The organism is Anaerobacillus sp., assembly GCF_046314235.1.
In the GTDB taxonomy this organism is placed as follows: domain Bacteria; phylum Bacillota; class Bacilli; order Bacillales; family Anaerobacillaceae; genus Anaerobacillus.
This window is the reverse complement of the sequence record NZ_JBKBWN010000001.1, coordinates 391,266-409,541: the sequence shown is the minus strand read 5'-3', so window position 1 is coordinate 409,541 and position 18,276 is coordinate 391,266. Positions and strand designations below refer to the sequence as shown.

14 protein-coding genes and 1 pseudogene are annotated in these 18,276 nt (G+C 36.8%); 14 read left to right on the top strand and 1 reads right to left on the bottom strand.

Features of this window, described 5'->3' with window-relative positions:
• Positions 1-176 precede the first annotated feature (176 nt).
• From queG to ACK4M9_RS01825, 12 genes are all read left to right on the top strand, one after another.
• Complete coding sequence (gene queG, locus ACK4M9_RS01880; protein ID WP_409847260.1) at positions 177-1,310, top strand: tRNA epoxyqueuosine(34) reductase QueG; 1,134 nt, start codon at positions 177-179, stop codon at positions 1,308-1,310.
• Positions 1,311-1,382: 72 nt separating this feature from the next.
• Positions 1,383-1,913 (top strand): methylated-DNA--[protein]-cysteine S-methyltransferase, encoded by a 531-nt coding sequence (locus ACK4M9_RS01875; RefSeq protein WP_409847256.1) that lies wholly within the window; start codon positions 1,383-1,385, stop codon positions 1,911-1,913.
• A gap of 351 nt (positions 1,914-2,264) precedes the next feature.
• Entirely contained in the window at positions 2,265-3,035 is a 771-nt protein-coding gene (locus tag ACK4M9_RS01870) for an ABC transporter ATP-binding protein (RefSeq protein ID WP_409847253.1), read from the top strand.
• A 20-nt stretch (positions 3,036-3,055) separates the two neighbouring features.
• Complete coding sequence (locus tag ACK4M9_RS01865) at positions 3,056-4,948, top strand: AMP-binding protein (RefSeq protein WP_409847250.1); 1,893 nt, start codon at positions 3,056-3,058, stop codon at positions 4,946-4,948.
• A 4-nt stretch (positions 4,949-4,952) separates the two neighbouring features.
• Positions 4,953-5,837, top strand: a complete 885-nt coding sequence (locus ACK4M9_RS01860) for a branched-chain amino acid ABC transporter permease (protein WP_409847247.1) — start codon at positions 4,953-4,955, stop codon at positions 5,835-5,837.
• A 4-nt stretch (positions 5,838-5,841) separates the two neighbouring features.
• A complete protein-coding gene (locus ACK4M9_RS01855) occupies positions 5,842-6,900 on the top strand; it encodes a branched-chain amino acid ABC transporter permease (RefSeq protein ID WP_409847245.1) in 1,059 nt (352 codons plus the stop codon).
• Between the two features lie 72 nt (positions 6,901-6,972).
• Complete coding sequence (locus ACK4M9_RS01850) at positions 6,973-8,247, top strand: ABC transporter substrate-binding protein (RefSeq protein WP_409847243.1); 1,275 nt, start codon at positions 6,973-6,975, stop codon at positions 8,245-8,247.
• Positions 8,248-8,347: 100 nt separating this feature from the next.
• Positions 8,348-9,136 carry an ABC transporter ATP-binding protein gene (locus tag ACK4M9_RS01845; protein ID WP_409847241.1) on the top strand — a complete coding sequence of 263 codons (789 nt, stop codon included), beginning with the start codon at positions 8,348-8,350 and terminating at the stop codon, positions 9,134-9,136.
• A 311-nt stretch (positions 9,137-9,447) separates the two neighbouring features.
• Positions 9,448-11,094 (top strand): AMP-binding protein, encoded by a 1,647-nt coding sequence (locus ACK4M9_RS01840; protein WP_409847380.1) that lies wholly within the window; start codon positions 9,448-9,450, stop codon positions 11,092-11,094.
• Positions 11,095-11,288: 194 nt separating this feature from the next.
• Positions 11,289-12,179, top strand: a complete 891-nt coding sequence (locus ACK4M9_RS01835; protein WP_409847239.1) for an amidase domain-containing protein — start codon at positions 11,289-11,291, stop codon at positions 12,177-12,179.
• A 74-nt stretch (positions 12,180-12,253) separates the two neighbouring features.
• Positions 12,254-12,727, top strand: coding sequence for a tRNA (uridine(34)/cytosine(34)/5-carboxymethylaminomethyluridine(34)-2'-O)-methyltransferase TrmL (gene trmL, locus ACK4M9_RS01830; protein WP_409847237.1), 474 nt, complete (start codon positions 12,254-12,256; stop codon positions 12,725-12,727).
• Between the two features lie 456 nt (positions 12,728-13,183).
• The gene (locus ACK4M9_RS01825; RefSeq protein WP_409847235.1) at positions 13,184-13,741 is read left to right on the top strand and encodes a DUF5366 family protein; all 558 of its coding nucleotides are present in this window, start codon (positions 13,184-13,186) and stop codon (positions 13,739-13,741) included.
• A 69-nt stretch (positions 13,742-13,810) separates the two neighbouring features.
• On the opposite strand, the gene ACK4M9_RS01820 is transcribed toward ACK4M9_RS01825, so the two are convergent.
• Complete coding sequence (locus ACK4M9_RS01820) at positions 13,811-15,742, bottom strand: transglycosylase domain-containing protein (protein ID WP_409847377.1); 1,932 nt, start codon at positions 15,740-15,742, stop codon at positions 13,811-13,813.
• A 156-nt stretch (positions 15,743-15,898) separates the two neighbouring features.
• Here ACK4M9_RS01820 and ACK4M9_RS01815 point away from each other — a divergent pair.
• Positions 15,899-16,771, top strand: a pseudogene (locus tag ACK4M9_RS01815) (protein prkA); the annotation flags it as partial.
• 512 nt (positions 16,772-17,283) lie between these two features.
• Positions 17,284-18,276 (top strand): YqiA/YcfP family alpha/beta fold hydrolase, encoded by a 993-nt coding sequence (locus ACK4M9_RS01810; protein ID WP_409847232.1) that lies wholly within the window; start codon positions 17,284-17,286, stop codon positions 18,274-18,276.

Here is an 18,276-nt window from a genome sequence, read left to right as displayed (position 1 = left end):
TATTAAAATAATTATTTACGGCTTAATGAATTTCATAATTCACTATTTTTACTACATCAATTTAAATGTACTTGCGTAAAAACCATTCGCAACTACATTTAAATTGATGTAGCTCGAATAAAGGCAATTATGAAATTCACTCTGTTACTTAAGAAAATAAAAAAGGAGGGATTTCAGTGACATTTGCCCAATTGAAAGCAGACATTATTGCATATAGTAGAAGTATTGGAATTGATAAAATTGGCTTTGCATCAACTGATCCCTTCCTAGAACTTAGAGAAAGACTCGTCACACAACAAAGCTTAGGCTATCAGTCAGGGTTTGAAGAGGCTGATATTGAAAAACGAGTTCAACCAGAATTGTTACTTTCTGAAGCAAAGTCAATAATTGCGATTGCACTTGCATATCCGGCAAAAATGAAAAATGCCCCATTAAGTACGAAGTTAGAGCGAAGAGGTTTGTTTTGTCGTGCATCTTGGGGAGAAGACTATCATACAATACTAAAAAATAAGTTAAAGCTATTAGAAGCGTATATTTTAGAAAGGGAACCATCCGCTAAAGTTGTTTCTATGGTAGATACAGGAGAACTTAGTGATCGAGCAGTAGCCGAGAGAGCAGGGATTGGTTGGAGTGGGAAAAATTGTTCGATTATTACGGAGGAATTCGGGTCATACGTCTATTTAGGAGAAATGATTACGACAATTCCATTTTCACCAGATACCCCCATTACTGAGCAGTGCGGAACTTGCACCAAATGCATTGATGCATGCCCAACAGAAGCTATTGTTCAAGGAGGGCAACTAAATTCAAATAAGTGTATCGCCTTTCTAACGCAAACGAAAACTTTCTTAGCGGATGAATTCCGAGAAAAACTAGGGAATCGCATATATGGCTGTGATACATGTCAGCAAGTTTGTCCCGAAAATAAGGGGAGGGACTTCCACTTGCACGAAGAAATGGAGCCAGACCCTGAAGTGGTAAAACCTTTATTAAAAGAGCTCTTATTCATTAGTAATCGAGAGTTTAAGGAAAAATTCGGTTCACTTTCTGGAGCGTGGCGGGGCAAAAAACCTTTACAAAGAAACGCGATTATTGGGATTGCTCATTATAAAGATATTACAGCTATTGATGATTTAGAAAAACTACTTAAAGATGATCCAAGACCTGTAATCCGAGGAACGGCAGCATGGGCAATTGGAAAGCTAGCAACAGATCAGTCGATGTTGATACTAAAAGCGGCGAAAGAAAGAGAAAAAGACGTAGATGTGGTAGCTGAGATTGACAAAGGACTAAATATGCTTAAAAATTAGAGTATTTGGCTGTGGTAAACGATAATTGAGTCAAGTACTATTAAGACAAGAGGATTGAAAAGAGGGGATAGTATGGAAAAAAGATCGACCGTTTTCTATAATGAAATGGATAGCCCACTTGGTCCGTTAACGATAGTTTGTAGTGAATTAGGTGTATGCTTAATCGAATTTGGTTCGATTGACCAAACGCTAACAACTATTAAAGTTTGGATGAAAAAACACTTCATTAAGGGTCAATTAATGTTTAGTGAAGAAAAGGTTCAACCAATTATCAATCAACTAACTCAATATTTTGAAGGTGAAAGACTAGAATTCGATCTTCAAATAGATCTAATCGGTACTAGATTTCAATGTTTAGTTTGGGAGACATTGAAGAAGATTAACTATGGCGAAACAAAAAGTTATAAGGAAATCGCTAAAGAAATAGGTGCACCAAAAGCTGTTCGTGCGATTGGTGGGGCCAATAATAAAAATCCGATTCCAATTATCATTCCTTGTCATCGCGTAATTGGTAGCAATGGCGCGCTAGTAGGCTATGGTGGCGGAGTCGATAAGAAGGTAATCCTTTTGGAAATAGAAGGGGCAATTAAAAAGATATCGTAAGTGACTACGCAATCATGCGTAGTTATTTTTTTTTAGCAATTGTAAGAATATGTCACAATTACACCTTTCCTGCTAGATATTTTTCTCGTTAAGAAAAAGCAACTAGTTATATATACCTATGATTAATATTGCTATTTAAGATACTCTGTGTCTTTCGATTTAGATACAAACGTTTCATTACGCTAAAGTTTACTTTTATTGTCTAATAGCAACGAATTATATCGGAAAACAATTGTTTAAAAATTCTAAAAAGTCGAACCCTTTTTATTGACATAGGTGTGTTTAAATCATAGAATCGAGAATATGGTTACGCTTACAATTCAGAAAATTCAGTAAAAGGAGGGGATATTAATGAATAAAATGTTGGAGATTGAGAATGTCTCGCTCCAATTTGGAGGCGTTAAAGCTTTAGATAACGTATCTTTTCACATAAATGAAGGCGAAATCTTTTCATTAATAGGACCAAATGGTGCGGGGAAAACAAGTATGCTCAATTGCATTAGTGGACTTTATTCACCATCAAACGGAACTATACGTTTTAAAGGGCAAGAGATCCTTACAATAAAACCGTATAAAAGAACGACATTAGGGATTGCTCGAGCTTTTCAAAATATCGCTTTATTTGCTCACATGTCTGTACTTGATAATTTAAAGCTAGGTAGACATACGTTGATGAAGTCAGGACTACTTAAAGGCGGACTTTATTGGGGGGCTGCTGAAAAAGAGGAAGTCGAACACCGGCAAGCGGTAGAAGAGGTTATTGATTTCCTACAACTTCAGGAAATTAGACATACTCCAGTAGATAAACTACCTTATGGTTTACAAAAACGCGTAGAAGTGGGCAGAGCACTAGCACTAGAGCCGGAATTAATTTTACTTGATGAACCAATGGCGGGGATGAATTCATCTGAAAAAGAAGAAATGTCGAGATTTATTCTTGATATGCATGAATTGATGAACATAACAGTTGTCTTAATTGAACATGATTTAGGGGTTGTTATGAACTTATCAGATAATATTGCAGTTCTTGATTTTGGTAAGCAAATTGGTTTTGGAACTCCTACAGAAATTCAAAATAATCCTGACGTTATTAAAGCCTACATTGGTGAAGAAGTTAGTTAATGAAAGGAGATTAAAAGAGCATGAGTTTTGAACAAACTTTACCAAAACTATTAATTGAACGAGCAAAGAATTCTCCAAACAGTGTTGCTCTTAGACAGAAAAAGTACGGGATTTGGAATGAAATTACTTGGGCAGAGTATTTAGAAAATGTTCGAACAATTAGTTTAGGTCTAGCGAGCGTATTTGATTTTAAAAAGGAAGAGAAAGTGGCCATTATTGGTGATAATCGCCCACATTGGCTTTATAGCCAACTAGCGACGCAATGTTTAGGTGGCATTTCTGTTGGGATTTATCAAGAGTCATTTGGAGATCAGCTAATCTATTATTTAAATAATTGTGATGCACGGATTGTAGTAGCTGAAGATCAAGAACAAGTCGATAAATTGCTAGAAATTATCAACGATATCCCTAAGATTGAAAAAATTATTTACTATAATGACAAAGGAATGAGGCGTTATACGCACGAGAAATTAATGTATATGAAAGATTTACAGGAAGCAGGGAAAAAATACGGAGAGCAAAACCCGGAATTTTTTAGCCTGAATTCTGAGCGCTTAGTCAGTAATGACGTAGCAACGATTTCCTATACAACTGGATCTACTGAAAATCCCAAAGGGGTTATGTTAACGCATAATAATCTCATTTCAGCCTTTAGTAACTTAAATGAGATCGATCCCATTAATGAAAGTGATGATTATCTGTCTTTTTTGCCTTTAGCTTGGACTAGTGAGCTAGTGATGAGTATAGTTGCATCGCTTTGCAGTGGGTTGACAATTAACTTCCCTGAAAAACCAACAACGGTTTTAACTGACATGAGAGAAATAGGCCCACATACAATGATTGCTCCACCTAGAACATATGAAAATATGATTTCGCGTTTTCAACTAAGAATAGAAGGTGCGAGCTGGTTGAAGAAAAAGGTTTACAATTGGGCAAGTAAATATGGTCTTAAAGTCGCTGAGGCAAAGCTTACAAACAAAAAAATATCTGGCTTAACGAAAATGATGAATTTCTTTGGAGACTTTCTCGTCATGAGTGCAATTAGAGACCATCTTGGGTTGTCGCGAATCAAAAGAGCTTACACAAGTGGTTCTATATTGAGTGAAGATGCACTGTACTTTTTTCATTCCATTGGAGTAAACCTAAAGCAATGTTATGGTGCAACGCAAACTTGTGGATTCGCTTTTGTACATCGTGATGATGATTTGAACATTCATAGTGTTGGGGTCGCATTACCAAATGTTGATGTGAAGATCACAGAAAATGAAGAAGTATTTATTAAAAGTCAAAGTGGTTTTGCCGGATACTACAATTATAACGATGACGGCCATGAAAAGGATGGATGGGTAGCAGCAGGTGATATCGGTAAACTTGATGAAAATGGGCATCTTTATATAACCGAACAAATAGAAAGTGTATCACAACTTGAAAATGGTCAGAGGATCGCTCCATCGCAAATTGAAGGTAAGCTCAAAAATAGCCGGTTTATTAATGAGGCCGTCGTTTATGGAAAGAGTAAGCCATACTTAGTTTCAATGATTAACATTGATATGGCCAATGTCGGTAGGTGGGCAGAAAAAAATCAAATTGTCTATACAACTTACTCTGACCTTTCAATGAAACAGGAAGTGATTGAGCTTATCGAAAAAGAAGTCGTGGCCATCATGAAAAAATTACCAGAAACGATGCGCGTGAAGAAGATTGTCATCCTTAATAAAGAGCTTGATGCCGATGATCATGAGTTAACTAGAACCCAAAGAATTCGCAGAGGTTTTATCGAAGAAAAGTACAAAATGGTTTTTGAAGGGTTGTACTCCTCTAATTCTCAATTAAAGTACAAAACCGGAACTGAAATTGACGTAGAAACAAACTTACAGATTATCGAATTAGAAGGTACAAAGGAGGCAGCGTAAACAAATGAGCTTTTTCTTACAAATGGTTATAACAGGAATCGTTGTAGGAAGTATTTATGCATTAGTAGCTCTTGGGTTTGTATTAATCTATAAAGCTAGTGATGCATTAAACTTAGCAAACGGAGAATTTGTTCTAATTGGTTCCTACATTTGCCTAACATTAGTTTCAGTTTATCAAATTCCATTTTTATTGGCGTTTTTAATTACGCTAGTCTTTAATGCTCTATTGGGGATGACTGTCGAGCGCATTGTCCTAAGACCTTTAATTAATGCGCCAGTTATTTCAGTCATCATGGCAACAATCGGACTTGCTAGTTTACTAGGCGGTCTTGTTCATATGATTTGGGGTTATCAAACAAAATCATTCCCACCGATCTTTCCATCAACGCCAATCCGTCTTGGTGAAATCATTATTTCACCAGTTTATTTATGGTCATTTGTAATCGTTATGGTGTTACTAGTTGCGTTTACCTTATTCTTTAAGTTCTCGAAGATGGGTCTCGCGATGCGTGCTGTAGCTGATGATCAAATGGCTGCCTTATCAATGGGGATAAGTATTAAGAAAGTTTATGCAATTACATGGGGAATTGCAGCATTAGTAGCAGCAGTAGGTGGTGTTTTACTAGGAAACATTAATGGCGTAAACTCCTCGATGGTCACAATTGGTTTAACGGTGCTACCTGTTGTTATTTTAGGCGGACTTGACAGTATTCCAGGAGCAATTGTTGGTGGTTTCATTATCGGGATTGTTCAAAACTTAGCTGCTGGTTACTTACAGCCGATCTTAGGTGGAGGGATTAAAGAAGTCATTCCATTTATTATCATAACAATTATCCTCATGATTAAACCACATGGACTGTTTGGAAAAGGTGGAATTGAAAGGGTGTGAAAAAATGAGAAATCCATTTGTAATGGAATGTGGAAATTACAAAACGAGTTATAACCGTGATATGGATCTATTTCGGATTCCCCGTGTGAAATTGAGGATGTTAGTAATCGTAATTCTCCTATTTTTATTTCCGTTGTTCGCTTCAAACTATGTCATTGGCTTAGCGACTCTCTGTACAATTGCTGCTATTGGTGCAATAGGGCTTAATATCTTAACCGGATTTACGGGGCAAATCTCAGTTGGGGTAGGAGCTTTTCTAGCGGTTGGAGGATATACGTCGGCAATTATAACTACAACATTAGGCTGGAGTTTTTGGATTTCGTTACCACTAGCAGGTTTAATTACGGCAGTAATTGGAGGTCTGTTCGGAGTACCATCTCTGAGATTGAAAGGATTATATTTGGCCATTGCAACTTTGGCAGCGCAAGTAGTCATACTCTATATCATTGGTCGTTTATCGATTACTGGTGGCGGCGCAGGGATGATCTTACAACGTCCGGCGATTGGAGGCTATACATTTTCTAGTCATTCTAGTTATTACTATTTGTGCCTAGTCATTGCTATTTTGGTAGTCATTTATACACTAAATTTGTTTAGATCTCGAACAGGAAGAGCGTTTTTAGCTGTTCATCACCGTGACGTTGCCGCTCAAATTATGGGAATTAACCTATTTAGCTATAAAGTTATGGCATTTGCGATCAGCTCTTTCATCGTCGGAATTTGTGGAGCGTTACTTGCTCATTACACAATGGTTGTAACGGTTGAATTATACAGCATTCAAGTGTCAATTCAGTATTTAGCAATGATTTTAGTTGGGGGCTTAGGTAGTGTCTTTGGAGCTATTTTGGGAGCGATATTTATTACGCTATTACCAGTATTTTTGCAATATATGGTTGAATTTCTGACTGTTTTTATGCCGAATGCCTATCACTTACTTTCGTCATTTAGAGAATTTGTATTTGGATTAGTCATTCTCTTGTTTTTAATTTTCGAACCTGGTGGACTGGTCCATATATGGACTAACATTCGTAATTACTTTAGATTGTGGCCGTTCTCCTATTAATGATGAGGACTATGCAACCTTTTAACAGGGTTCATTCCTATATTTTTACAAAGATAAAAAGGGGGTAATTAAATGAAAAGGTTTAGTTTGAAAAAAGTAACAAGTCTTCTTGCAACTTCTTTACTTGCTTTAGGTTTACTTGCAGCATGCTCAGGAGATGGTGGTTCTTCTGCGCCAGCAGGTGGTGGTAAAGGTGATAAAGTAATCAAGATTGGTGGTATTTTCGATGAGTCAGGGGCGACTGCCGATGTAGGGGAGCCTTATGCTGTTGGGGAGCGTGCGTTTTTTGAATACTTAAATGCTAACGGTGGAGTGGATGGCTACCAAGTTGAATTCACAGGTCAAGATTATGCTTATGACACAAGTCGTGCTCAGCAAGTATACCAGTCATTAAGAGACCGTCATGATGTTGTTGCAGTGCTTGGTTGGGGGACAGCCGATACAGAGGCATTACGACAACAAATTATTAACGATAAAATCCCATTCTTCTCAGCCTCGTACTCAGAGAACTTAAAAGATACTGGAAGCGAAAGTGGTTTTAACTTCCTAGTAGCTGCTAGTTACTCTGATCAAGGAAGAGCGATGTTAGAATGGATTGCTGAAACTCATCAAGGAAGCTTCCCTGTAGATGTGGCATTAATCTACCATAAAGGCCACCCTTTCAGTGAGTCACCAATTAAGGATATTAAAGATTACGCTGACGAGCACTTTAGTGGTGTCATAAACATTGTTCCAGACATCGAAATTGAATTAGGAGATACAAGCCCACAAACAACTTTACAATCATGGGCTAGGAATAATAGTGTTCCAGACTATGCGATTATTAATTACACTTGGAACCAAACCCGTAATGTTATCCGTGATGCTAGACAGTTAGGTTGGGACACTCAGTTTACAGGGTTAAACTGGACAGCGGGCGAAGGGTTAATTCCTGTTGGATCAGACAATCAACAGTGGGTGGAATGGTTAGACGGATTTGTTGGCGTTATTACTCATGCGTTCCCTAATGAAGATCTTCCAGGAATGGCAGCTATTCATGAATATTTAGAAAGTAAAGATATGAAAGTGGAAGATATTAATCAAAAGTTTGTCCAAGGTTGGACGACAGCAAGTGTAATGGCAGAAGCGATAAGAATTGCAATTGCCAATACAGATGGTAATGTAACAGGTCCAGATATTAGAGTTGCGATCGAATCGATTAATGACCTTGACCTTGGTGGTCTTGGGGCAAATCTTTCTTTCTCCTCAGACAATCATGCTGGTACTGATCAAATTCGCTTAGGTCAACTTAAAAATGGTGAATGGGTCATGATTACAGACTATTTTGGTGTCAGCGACAAAAGATAAGCTTCACTTTTCATGATGACGTAGAGAGCAATTTTAATAAAAAGAGGGGCACTAACCGCTTGTGCCCCTTTTCCAATTCATAAATTAGGGGGTTATCGAAATGCTCCGCCTTAACAATATTGAGGTTGTCTATAACAAAACGATATTAGCGATTAAGGGAATGTCGCTAGAAGTTCCGAAGGGGAAAATTATTGCTTTATTAGGGAGTAACGGAGCTGGTAAGTCAACAACACTGAAGGCAATCTCCGGCTTGTTAAAAAGTGAGGGTGGCCAAGTAACAAGTGGCTACATTGAGTTTAATGGTGAAAAAATAAGTGGTATTGACCCAGATAAGATTGTCCAAAAGGGCTTGTTTCAGTGTATCGAAGGAAGAAGAGTATTTAAACATTTAACGGTTGAAGAAAACTTAATGGCTGGTGCTTTTACGAGAAAAGATCGAAAAAATATTGATGCTGATTTAGAGCGCGTCTATCATTATTTTCCTAAATTAAAAACGTTGAGACATCGAGCATCCGGATTACTTTCTGGTGGGGAACAGCAAATGTTGGCGATTGGTCGTGGAATTATGGCTAAGCCCAAAATTTTATTACTAGATGAGCCTTCACTTGGGATTGCTCCTCTTTTAGTGAAAGAGATCTTTGAAAATATTAAACAAATTAATCGAGAAGAAGGAACCTCAATTTTAGTTGTAGAGCAAAATGCAAATGTTGCCCTTTCGATTGCTGACTTTGGCTACATTGTCGAAAACGGAAGAATTGTCCTTGAAGGGCCAGTAGAAAGTTTAATGTCCAATGAGGCTGTCCGAGAAGCTTACTTAGGGTTAAGTAAAGAAGGCAAGAAGAACTTGCGCGAAGTGAAGTCTTATAAAAAAATTAAGCGATTTGTATAAGTGAAGACTCGATGGTACGGACAGTATTGCCTATGTGCTAAAGTCGCTAAAACGAGTCATCACCTAGTAAAGAGCTAACATTTGTAATAACAGACAGACAGTAAACAGACCAGTGGTCTAAAACAACGTAAAAGGAATAATTATTTTATAAATGAGTGAATTTCATAATTACCTTAATCGAGCTATATCAATCTAAATAATGTAGCTGCGAATGATTTCTAAGCAACTACATTTAGAACTTAATAGCGAAAATAATGAATTATAGAATTCACTAAAATAGAAGGAATGGGGGAATTTGGGTGGCTGAACTAATGCAGGAAACTGTAGGAAAACTATTGGAAGATGTCGCAAAACGACAACCGGACGTCGATGCTGTTGTCTACCCTGATCGTGGTTTGCGATATTCGTACAAACAATTTGATGACTTATGTCGTAAAGTAGCCAAAGGGTTTATGAAGCTTGGCATTAAGAGTGGTGAGCATATTGCCATTTGGTCTACGAATCGTCCAGAGTGGTTAACTTCACAATTTTCAACAGGAAAAATGGGTGCAGTTCTAGTAACCGTCAATACTAGCTACCGAACTGCTGAACTAGAATATTTACTCAAGCAATCCGATTCGACTACGCTTATTTTAATGGAGAGCTTTCGAGGCAGTTCATATACAGATATGTTGTATGAAATCGTGCCAGAATTAGCGAGTAGTGAGCCTGGAAAGTTAAAATCTGAAAAACTACCATACTTAAAAAATGTTATTTTAATAGGCGATGAAAGAAAGCCGGGAATGTTTTTATGGTCTGATATTTTGGCGATGGCAAACGATGTAGAGGATGAGCAATTGGATCAACGTATGGCTTGCCTTCATCCTGATGATGTTATTAATATGCAATACACTTCCGGGACTACCGGTTTCCCAAAAGGTGTAATGTTAACACACAATAACTTGACTAATAACGCCCTTAATATTGCAGCTTGTATGAATTTGACGAGTAAAGACCGGATGTGTATTCCTGTGCCATTTTTCCATTGCTTTGGATGTGTACTTGGAACACTTGCTTGTGTAACGGTTGGAGCAACAATGGTTCCAGTTCAGGAGTTTGATCCAAGGCTAGTGTTAAAGGCTGTTCAAGAAGAACGGTGTACAGCGCTTCATGGGGTACCAACTATGTTTATCGCCGAATTAAATGACAAAGAATTTGATAAATATGACCTTTCTTCACTAAGAACAGGAATTATGGCAGGTTCCAATTGCCCAATTGAAGTTATGAAAGCTGTCATTGAAAAGATGGGCGCAAATGAGATCACTATTGCTTATGGACAAACAGAGTCATCACCTGTTATTACTCAAACACGTGTCAATGATTCGATTGAGCGTAGAGTTGAAACAGTTGGTAGGGCGCTTCCTAATGTCGAAGTGAAAATTGTTGAACCTGGTACAGATATCGAAGTTCCACGTGGCGTCCAAGGGGAGCTATGTACCAGGGGATATCATGTGATGAAAGGTTATTATAAAAATCCAGAGGCAACGGCTGCTGCAATTACCGATGATGGCTGGTTACATACAGGGGACTTAGCCGTCATGGATGAAGATGGCTATTGCCGAATTACAGGACGTCTGAAAGATATGATTATTCGCGGTGGTGAAAATATTTATCCACGTGAAGTTGAAGAATTTTTATATCAACATCCAAAGGTGTTAGATGTCCAAATTGTAGGTGTACCAGATCCGAAATTTGGTGAAGAGGTTTCTGCTTGGATCATTCTTAAAGAGGGCGAAGTAAGTACGGAAGAAGAAATACGTGACTACTGTAAAGGGAAAATTGCCCGATATAAGGTACCGCGTTACATTCATTTTGTGCAAGAATATCCAATGACTGCATCAGGTAAAATTCAAAAGTTTAAACTAAAAGAACTTGCTATAAATCAATCTCAACTGTCAAAAGAAGCCGAAGCTAATTAATACGATCTTGTAGGAGCTGACCTATATCGGTAGTTAACTAGGATATGGCTTACACTGTTTCCTAAAGTCAGCTCCTTCCTTACGTTTAAAAAGTTAAAAATCGCTGCCTTCTGGGCTGATAAGAACGGTTCAAATCATTAATTCCCTCTCTTTTACATACATTTTAAGAGCAACAATAAAAGGAGGGATACACGATGGGGTGGATAAATGGTTTAAAGGACCATATTAAAAGCATGAATGATTCCTTTGTTTGTAGTGATCGCAGCTGCTTTATTCGTGATGAAGAACAACAATGTTTGGTTAGAAAGAAGGCAGGGTTAAGCGAACGTGGGGGGAAATTAGTCAAGTCAATTGTCGATGGGACCATTTTACGAACACAAGCCTTAGATGGGCTTCGCCAAGTAGATTATGCGGTTCACTTTCAGCATCTCATTAAACAACATAAAAAATTTCATATTGAAGAAAGAATCGAAGAAAGACGGGCGATTTTTTCTGGATCGGAATTGCTTGATGATTATTGTATAAGAACAGAAAAAGAAGAGGCGTTGGAGGATCCCGTACCGCTTGATCGAGATACTACAGAGGCTGATTTAAGTAGGTTCCAATATTCAAGATTAGAAGCGGTTCGTTATGCTGAGCGATGGTGGAATGACTATAACCCTAAATATAAAAAATTTGAAGATAATTGTACCAATTTTATTTCGCAATGCTTACATGCTGGTGGCGCGCCGATGACAGGCTATCCAAGTAGAAATAAAGGTTGGTGGTTTCAAAATAATAACTGGAGTCTTAGTTGGGCAGTGGCCCATTCAATGCGTTGGTATTTAAGTGGTGCCAAAGCGGGCTTACGGGCAAAAGAGGTTTCAAAGCCTGAGGAATTAATGAAGGGCGATGTGATTTGCTATGACTTTGATGGTGATGGTAGATGGCAACATACAACAATTGTTGTCGCAAAGGATGGAAATAACATGCCATTAGTTAACGCCCAAACTTCCAATAGTCGGATGAGATATTGGGCTTATGAAGATTCAACTGCCTATACACCAAACATAAAGTATAAATTTTTTCATATTATCGATCGATAAATAAAATCCCCCTCTTTTTTCATGCTATTTGGTAATGCTATAATATAGCATAGCTAAAAGATAGAGGTGAAAAAATGGGGTTACATATTGTTTTATACCAACCAGAAATTCCTGCAAATACAGGGAATATCGCACGGACGTGTGCTGGTACGAATGCTTCACTACATTTAATTCGGCCGTTAGGATTTTCTACCGATGATAAAATGTTGAAAAGAGCTGGTTGCGATTACTGGCCAAATGTAAAAATTAATTACTATGATTCAATGGACGAGTTATTTGAGAAATTTCCTAAAGGTAACTTTTTTTATATTGAAACAGTAGGTACGAAAAACTATACCGACTTTGATTATAGTAGCCAAGAAGAAGATCACTTTTTTGTATTTGGACGTGAAACGACAGGCTTACCTAATGATTTATTAGAACAAAATCTTGACAGGTGTTTGCGTATTCCACAAACGGATAAAATAAGATCGCTAAACCTTTCCAATACAGCGGCAATCCTTGTTTATGAAGCGCTTCGTCAACAGAACTTCCCTGATTTAACGTAAGTAAGGAATGGATTTTTAAGTTAGCTGAGGAACAAAAAACAAAACTTTGCTCAAATTCGTTATATTAGAAAACAAAGAGGGTGTCCCATGTTTGTCAGGGATACCCTCTTTGTATGTAATCTTTAGTTACGTTTTGGTTTCTCATTATATCCAGCAGTAAACATAGCGGCTAAAAATGCCACAACAACCCCTAAAATAAGAAATGTTGCCATTATTGAAGCCTCCCTTAAAAGAAGTGATGTCCTATTATTATTCTTTCATTATAAGGGATAAAACAAACAATGTGAATGAAAATGTTTAAACTATTTTCACGGTTTTAGGGTTGTATACAATATCTAACAGTTCCGGTTTTAAAAATCAAAAAAGCGATTAGCTTTAAATACTTAAGCGTCCCTACACTCGGCACGAAAAAAGTAGTATGATAAGTAAGATGATTTAAGTAAAGGAAGGATATTTTTGAAAAATACGTATTTGACTAGCCATTTCCCACTAATTTCAATTTTACTTTTTAGTACTGCACTTTCTTTACATGTAGAAGCAATTATCATTCAAAAGCTTGTAAATTTGGGTGTCTACTCAGGGATGACTGATGTATTTTCTGAAAGTGGAATTAAATTAACGCTTTTATTTTTATTATTACTTTTTTTCTTTATGGTTTTTGCAGCATTAAAGTTGATTGCTGATACAATGATTGAGCTTTCACTGTTATTTTTCTCCAAGGATCAAGAAGGGAAGGAATTAACAAAATTTCGCTCGGGCTCTTGGCTTTATTTGTTAGGGAGTATAATTTCTTTGTTGTTGTTTAATCAGGCCTTTTTTATATTGTTAATTTTAGCTATAGCTACTTTTGGTTATTTTATCTTCTTTGTATATAAAGTCAGTTCATCTTTATCGCCAATAGGATTGATTGGAATGATTTTTTTTCACATTTTCTTCTGGTTTGCCTTTGGACTTTCTGTCTTTTTTGCGATGATCAAATTATATAATAGCTTTATCACGAGCTTGCCCGTTTAAAAAAATGTAGAGTTAGTTTTGGTTCCCAAAAGGGGAAAGCCTCAACTAACTCTACATTTTTTAGTTATATCAGTCTCTCATTAAATCACGCCAAATGAGTAAATGTGGGGCTCTAGAATTAATCGATGCCAAACTGTTCGGTTTGTCCTCGCCTACCCAAACACCTGTCGTGTAGTTTTGGTTGAGTCCAATGAACCAAAGATCATGAAAGCCATTTGTTGTCCCTGTTTTTCCACCAAGATACGAACTAGAAAAATTCGCTTTTCTTCCCGTACCCTCAGTTACGACTTTATTTAATAGTGTCCTCATCTTTGCATTTACATTTTCGTCCCACACTTGCTTTGGTTTCTCTTGCCACTTATATAAGATTGAGCCATCGTTTGCAACAACCTTCTCAATTCCTCTCGCCTTCTGAAACATACCGTCATTTGCAAAAACTGTATAGGCCATCGTCATTTCAAGTGGACTGACTCCGTTTGTAAGCCCACCTAATGAAGATGGTAGACGATAATCATCAGCAACAAGTTTTGAGAATTCAAACTGCTCAAAGTAAGAAAAGCCTGTTTTCACTGTAATTTCATCAAGCAATCGAACAGCTGGTGTATTATACGAATGTTTAAGCGCAGTTTCGATCGTGACATTTCCATAAACGGCGCCACCATAATTTTGTGGACAATAACCATTTTTACAAAAAGAACCGGCATTGACCGTTTTCCATAGTGGTACATTTGTTTCGGCAAAGTAAGGTGCATACACTAGCAATGGCTTTATGGCTGAACCAGGTTGACGAAATGCTTGATAGCTGCGGTGAAAATCAAATTTTTTATAGTTTTTTCCACCACTAATCGCAATAATTTGCTTCGCTTTATGGTCGATCATCACTGCTGCCGCTTGAATATGACCTTCAGGAAGATGTCTTGGAATTGTCTCATTTAGTCTTTGTTGCTTTTTCGGTTGAAGGGAAGTGTGTATTTCAACGCCGCTAGCTAACACTTCATCGACCCGTTGCCTTCGCTGTTGAAGTAACAACGTTTTTTCGTCTGCGGAAGTAGCTTTTGCTATTTTTTTATGGAAACCTTCTTTTTCACCAATCAGTTGTTCAAGTTCATAATGAATGTAAGTAACATAATCTGGGAAGATGTCGATTTTACTTGCAGGTAAAACCTGAATTTTTTCAACTTCAGCTTTTTTAGCTTGATCTTCAGTAAGATAATCCATCTCCACCATTTTTTCTAAAATCCATTCTTTTCGCTTATGAGTATTCTCAGGGTGGATTAAAGGATTATAAAGTGTTGGGTTGTTTGGAATTGCTGTTAAAAAAGCGACTTGTGCGACCGTCAATTCATTTGCTGAAGTTGAGAAGTAATACTGACTAGCCGCTTCAATGCCGTAAACACCATTTTGAAAATAAATCGTGTTTAAGTACAATTCTAATATTTTTTCTTTCGTAAACATCTTCTCTAGCTGGTAAGCGTAAAGAACTTCTGTTAGCTTTCGATGGTATGTGCGTTCATTACTTAAATAAACATTTTTTACGAGCTGTTGGGTAATGGTGCTTCCGCCTTGGGCAATCCCATCCTTTGCAGCATTAACAAACAGGGCGCGGGTGATCCCGTTCAAATCAAAACCTTTATGGGAAAAAAAGTGGCGATCTTCCGAAGCTAGAACGGCTAGTAAAAATGCTTCTGGAATTTGATAGTATGGGAGGTAGATCCGATTTTCACTGCTATAAATTTCTGATATGAGTTCACCATTCGCATCATACATATAGCTGTTTGAGTGAAGAGAAAAGTCTTCCTTACTAATGCTATTTTTTAAGACATCATCAATTGTTTGGAATTGACTTAATTCTTTAGCGAGTCCAATAAAGGAAAAGGAAAACAATGTAATAAACAAGAAGACTAGAAAAAATCCTGTGCTAATTCGCAACAAACTCACTCTTTCATCATATACTATCTCACTACTAGGCATTTGCTTAGAAACGTCTTGGTAGTAAGGCACAAACAAGCTATTAATCTCCTTTATTGTAGCACCTAAAATGGTGAAGATGGTCATTTTTTTATTGGGAAACTATTGTAAAGCGAATGAACATTTTAATCCTGGCATAGTATGAATTAAGAATGTCATTATAGCACCTAGAATTGGGAGGAGGATAAGATGAGTATCTTAGATAGACTTAAAGAGTTTCGCGAAGAAGAGAAACGCTTGTTATGGGAGGGGACTTTTGGGGAATATCTAGAAATCTTAAAAAATAGACCAGAAGTAGCTCAAACTGCACATTCTCGAATTTATAATATGGTAAAAGACGCAGGTGTTGAAGAGGTAGATGGAAAGAAACGTTATAAATTTTTTAGTGATCAAATATATGGACTAGAAGAGTCAGTCGAAAGGTTAGTGGAAGAATATTTTCACTCAGCAGCAAGAAGATTGGATGTTAGAAAGCGTATTTTATTACTAATGGGACCTGTTAGTGGTGGTAAGTCAACAATTGTTTCGATGCTAAAGCGAGGCCTCGAGAAATATTCACGCACCGATTCTGGCGCAATCTATGCGATTAAAGGGTGTCCGATGCATGAGGACCCTCTTCATTTAATTCCTCATCACTTACGTGAGGACTTCTATCAAGAGTATGGGATTAAGATTGAAGGAAATCTCTCGCCTTTAAATGTGATGCGGTTAGATAAGGAGTACGATGGTTGTATTGAAGATGTTGTTATCGAACGGATTTTATTATCCGAGGATAAACGTGTTGGGATTGGAACATTTAGCCCTTCAGATCCGAAATCTCAAGATATTGCCGATTTAACAGGAAGTATCGATTTCTCGACGATCGCTGAATATGGTTCAGAATCGGATCCGCGAGCTTATCGCTTTGATGGGGAACTAAATAAAGCCAACCGTGGCTTAATGGAATTTCAAGAAATGTTAAAGTGCGACGAGAAATTTCTCTGGCATTTATTATCATTAACTCAAGAAGGTAACTTTAAGGCAGGTAGATTTGCACTTATTTCTGCAGATGAGTGTGCAGTGTAAGGATAAGACTAAATAGTAACATTAAATAATCAATTTGAAAGATGAATTAAATATTTTAGTATGAGAAAGGGCGCTATAAAAAAGGGTCCTATTTAATTTGTTTTGAGACAAAAAGTTTATACTTTTAATGAATGTCATCATTCGTTATTTTCTCTACTAAGTTCTAAATGTAGTTGCGTAGAAACTATTCGCAACTACATTTAGTTTTATAGATCGATTTAGGTAATTATGAAATTCAACCCTTTATGCAATGAAAATAAAAACTTTGTATAAATTTGTAGAAATTAACATTTTCGTAAGTTAAAATGTATATTAAGTTATAATGAACTTCATAATTCACTATTTTCGCTATTAAGTTCTAAATGTAGTTGCGTAGAAACCATTCGCAACTACATTTTAGATTGATATAGCTCGATTAAGGTAATTGAGAAATTCACACAATTGAGTAAGTATCAATTAAAGAAATTTAGTTTTAAAGTGATCGACTAATGACTACTAGGAGTAAATACATGAATAGATGGTTAAGTGTGCTTATTGATAAGGCTGGACTTTATTTTTTACATCGTAATCGAAGTATCTATACCCAATTTCAAAATGATAACGATTTGCATTCAATCTTGCACAATCAAAACCGAGATGCTTTTTATCAATTAAATGAAGTTCCTCACCTGTTGTTTGAACAGAAGGACTCAAAACAACTTTCCCCATATTCGTATCAATATGATAGTCCCATTCAAACTGGAGATAAAACAAATGATATTGCACAGGGAATTTGCTATTTAAATGAAAATCACGATCAAAGTGTCCATGTCATAATTGTGCATGGATGGCGATCAGATAGTTTAAATAAGTTTAAATCGATATTTTTAAAGCAGATGCAAAAAAAAGGCTATAACGTCTATTTTCCAACATTACCTTATCATTTTGAGCGAGCATCAGGAAGCCAATATAGCGGAGAATACATGATCAGTGCCAATGTGGAGAGAACGATAACTGCAATTAGACAAGCTGTTTTAGAAATTAGAGGACTAATTCAGTGGATAAAACAAACAAAGCGTGGAAAAGTTGTTCTAATTGGTGTCAGTTTAGGAGGCTATATTTCAAATTTAGTTAGCGTTTATGAAAAAGAGATTGATAGTCTGATTTCCGTAATGTACGCGAATAATCTTTCTTATGAAATTTGGAATACACCGATTGGAAAATACATTAAACAAGATTTACAGAAACATAACATTACATATGAACAATTACAGCAATATTGGTCAATCCTTCAAGCAGATGAGACACAATCATTAATTTCAACAGAAAAAATATTACTAATTAGTGGGAAATATGATCAATATGTCATGGACCAAGATACAAAAAACCTTTGGTTAGCATGGGGGAAACCAAAGCGTCTTCTCTACAATTGCGGACATGCAGGAATTGTCTTTAGTCAAAAACAAATTGCTAGAGATACGATAAACTTTATAGAGAATCTTACTACTAATGGAAGTGAATAA

Excerpts from the sequence above, each read along its gene's own strand:
- ACK4M9_RS01875 (WP_409847256.1), top strand. The coding sequence starts at position 1,383 with ATGGAAAAAAGATCGACCGTTTTCTATAATGAAATGGATAGCCCACTT.
- ACK4M9_RS01870 (WP_409847253.1), top strand. The coding sequence starts at position 2,265 with ATGAATAAAATGTTGGAGATTGAGAATGTCTCGCTCCAATTTGGAGGC.
- ACK4M9_RS01865 (WP_409847250.1), top strand. The coding sequence starts at position 3,056 with ATGAGTTTTGAACAAACTTTACCAAAACTATTAATTGAACGAGCAAAG.
- ACK4M9_RS01860 (WP_409847247.1), top strand. The coding sequence starts at position 4,953 with ATGAGCTTTTTCTTACAAATGGTTATAACAGGAATCGTTGTAGGAAGT.
- ACK4M9_RS01855 (WP_409847245.1), top strand. The coding sequence starts at position 5,842 with ATGAGAAATCCATTTGTAATGGAATGTGGAAATTACAAAACGAGTTAT.
- ACK4M9_RS01850 (WP_409847243.1), top strand. The coding sequence starts at position 6,973 with ATGAAAAGGTTTAGTTTGAAAAAAGTAACAAGTCTTCTTGCAACTTCT.
- ACK4M9_RS01845 (WP_409847241.1), top strand. The coding sequence starts at position 8,348 with ATGCTCCGCCTTAACAATATTGAGGTTGTCTATAACAAAACGATATTA.
- ACK4M9_RS01840 (WP_409847380.1), top strand. The coding sequence starts at position 9,448 with ATGCAGGAAACTGTAGGAAAACTATTGGAAGATGTCGCAAAACGACAA.
- ACK4M9_RS01835 (WP_409847239.1), top strand. The coding sequence starts at position 11,289 with ATGGGGTGGATAAATGGTTTAAAGGACCATATTAAAAGCATGAATGAT.
- trmL (WP_409847237.1), top strand. The coding sequence starts at position 12,254 with ATGGGGTTACATATTGTTTTATACCAACCAGAAATTCCTGCAAATACA.
- ACK4M9_RS01810 (WP_409847232.1), top strand. The coding sequence starts at position 17,284 with ATGAATAGATGGTTAAGTGTGCTTATTGATAAGGCTGGACTTTATTTT.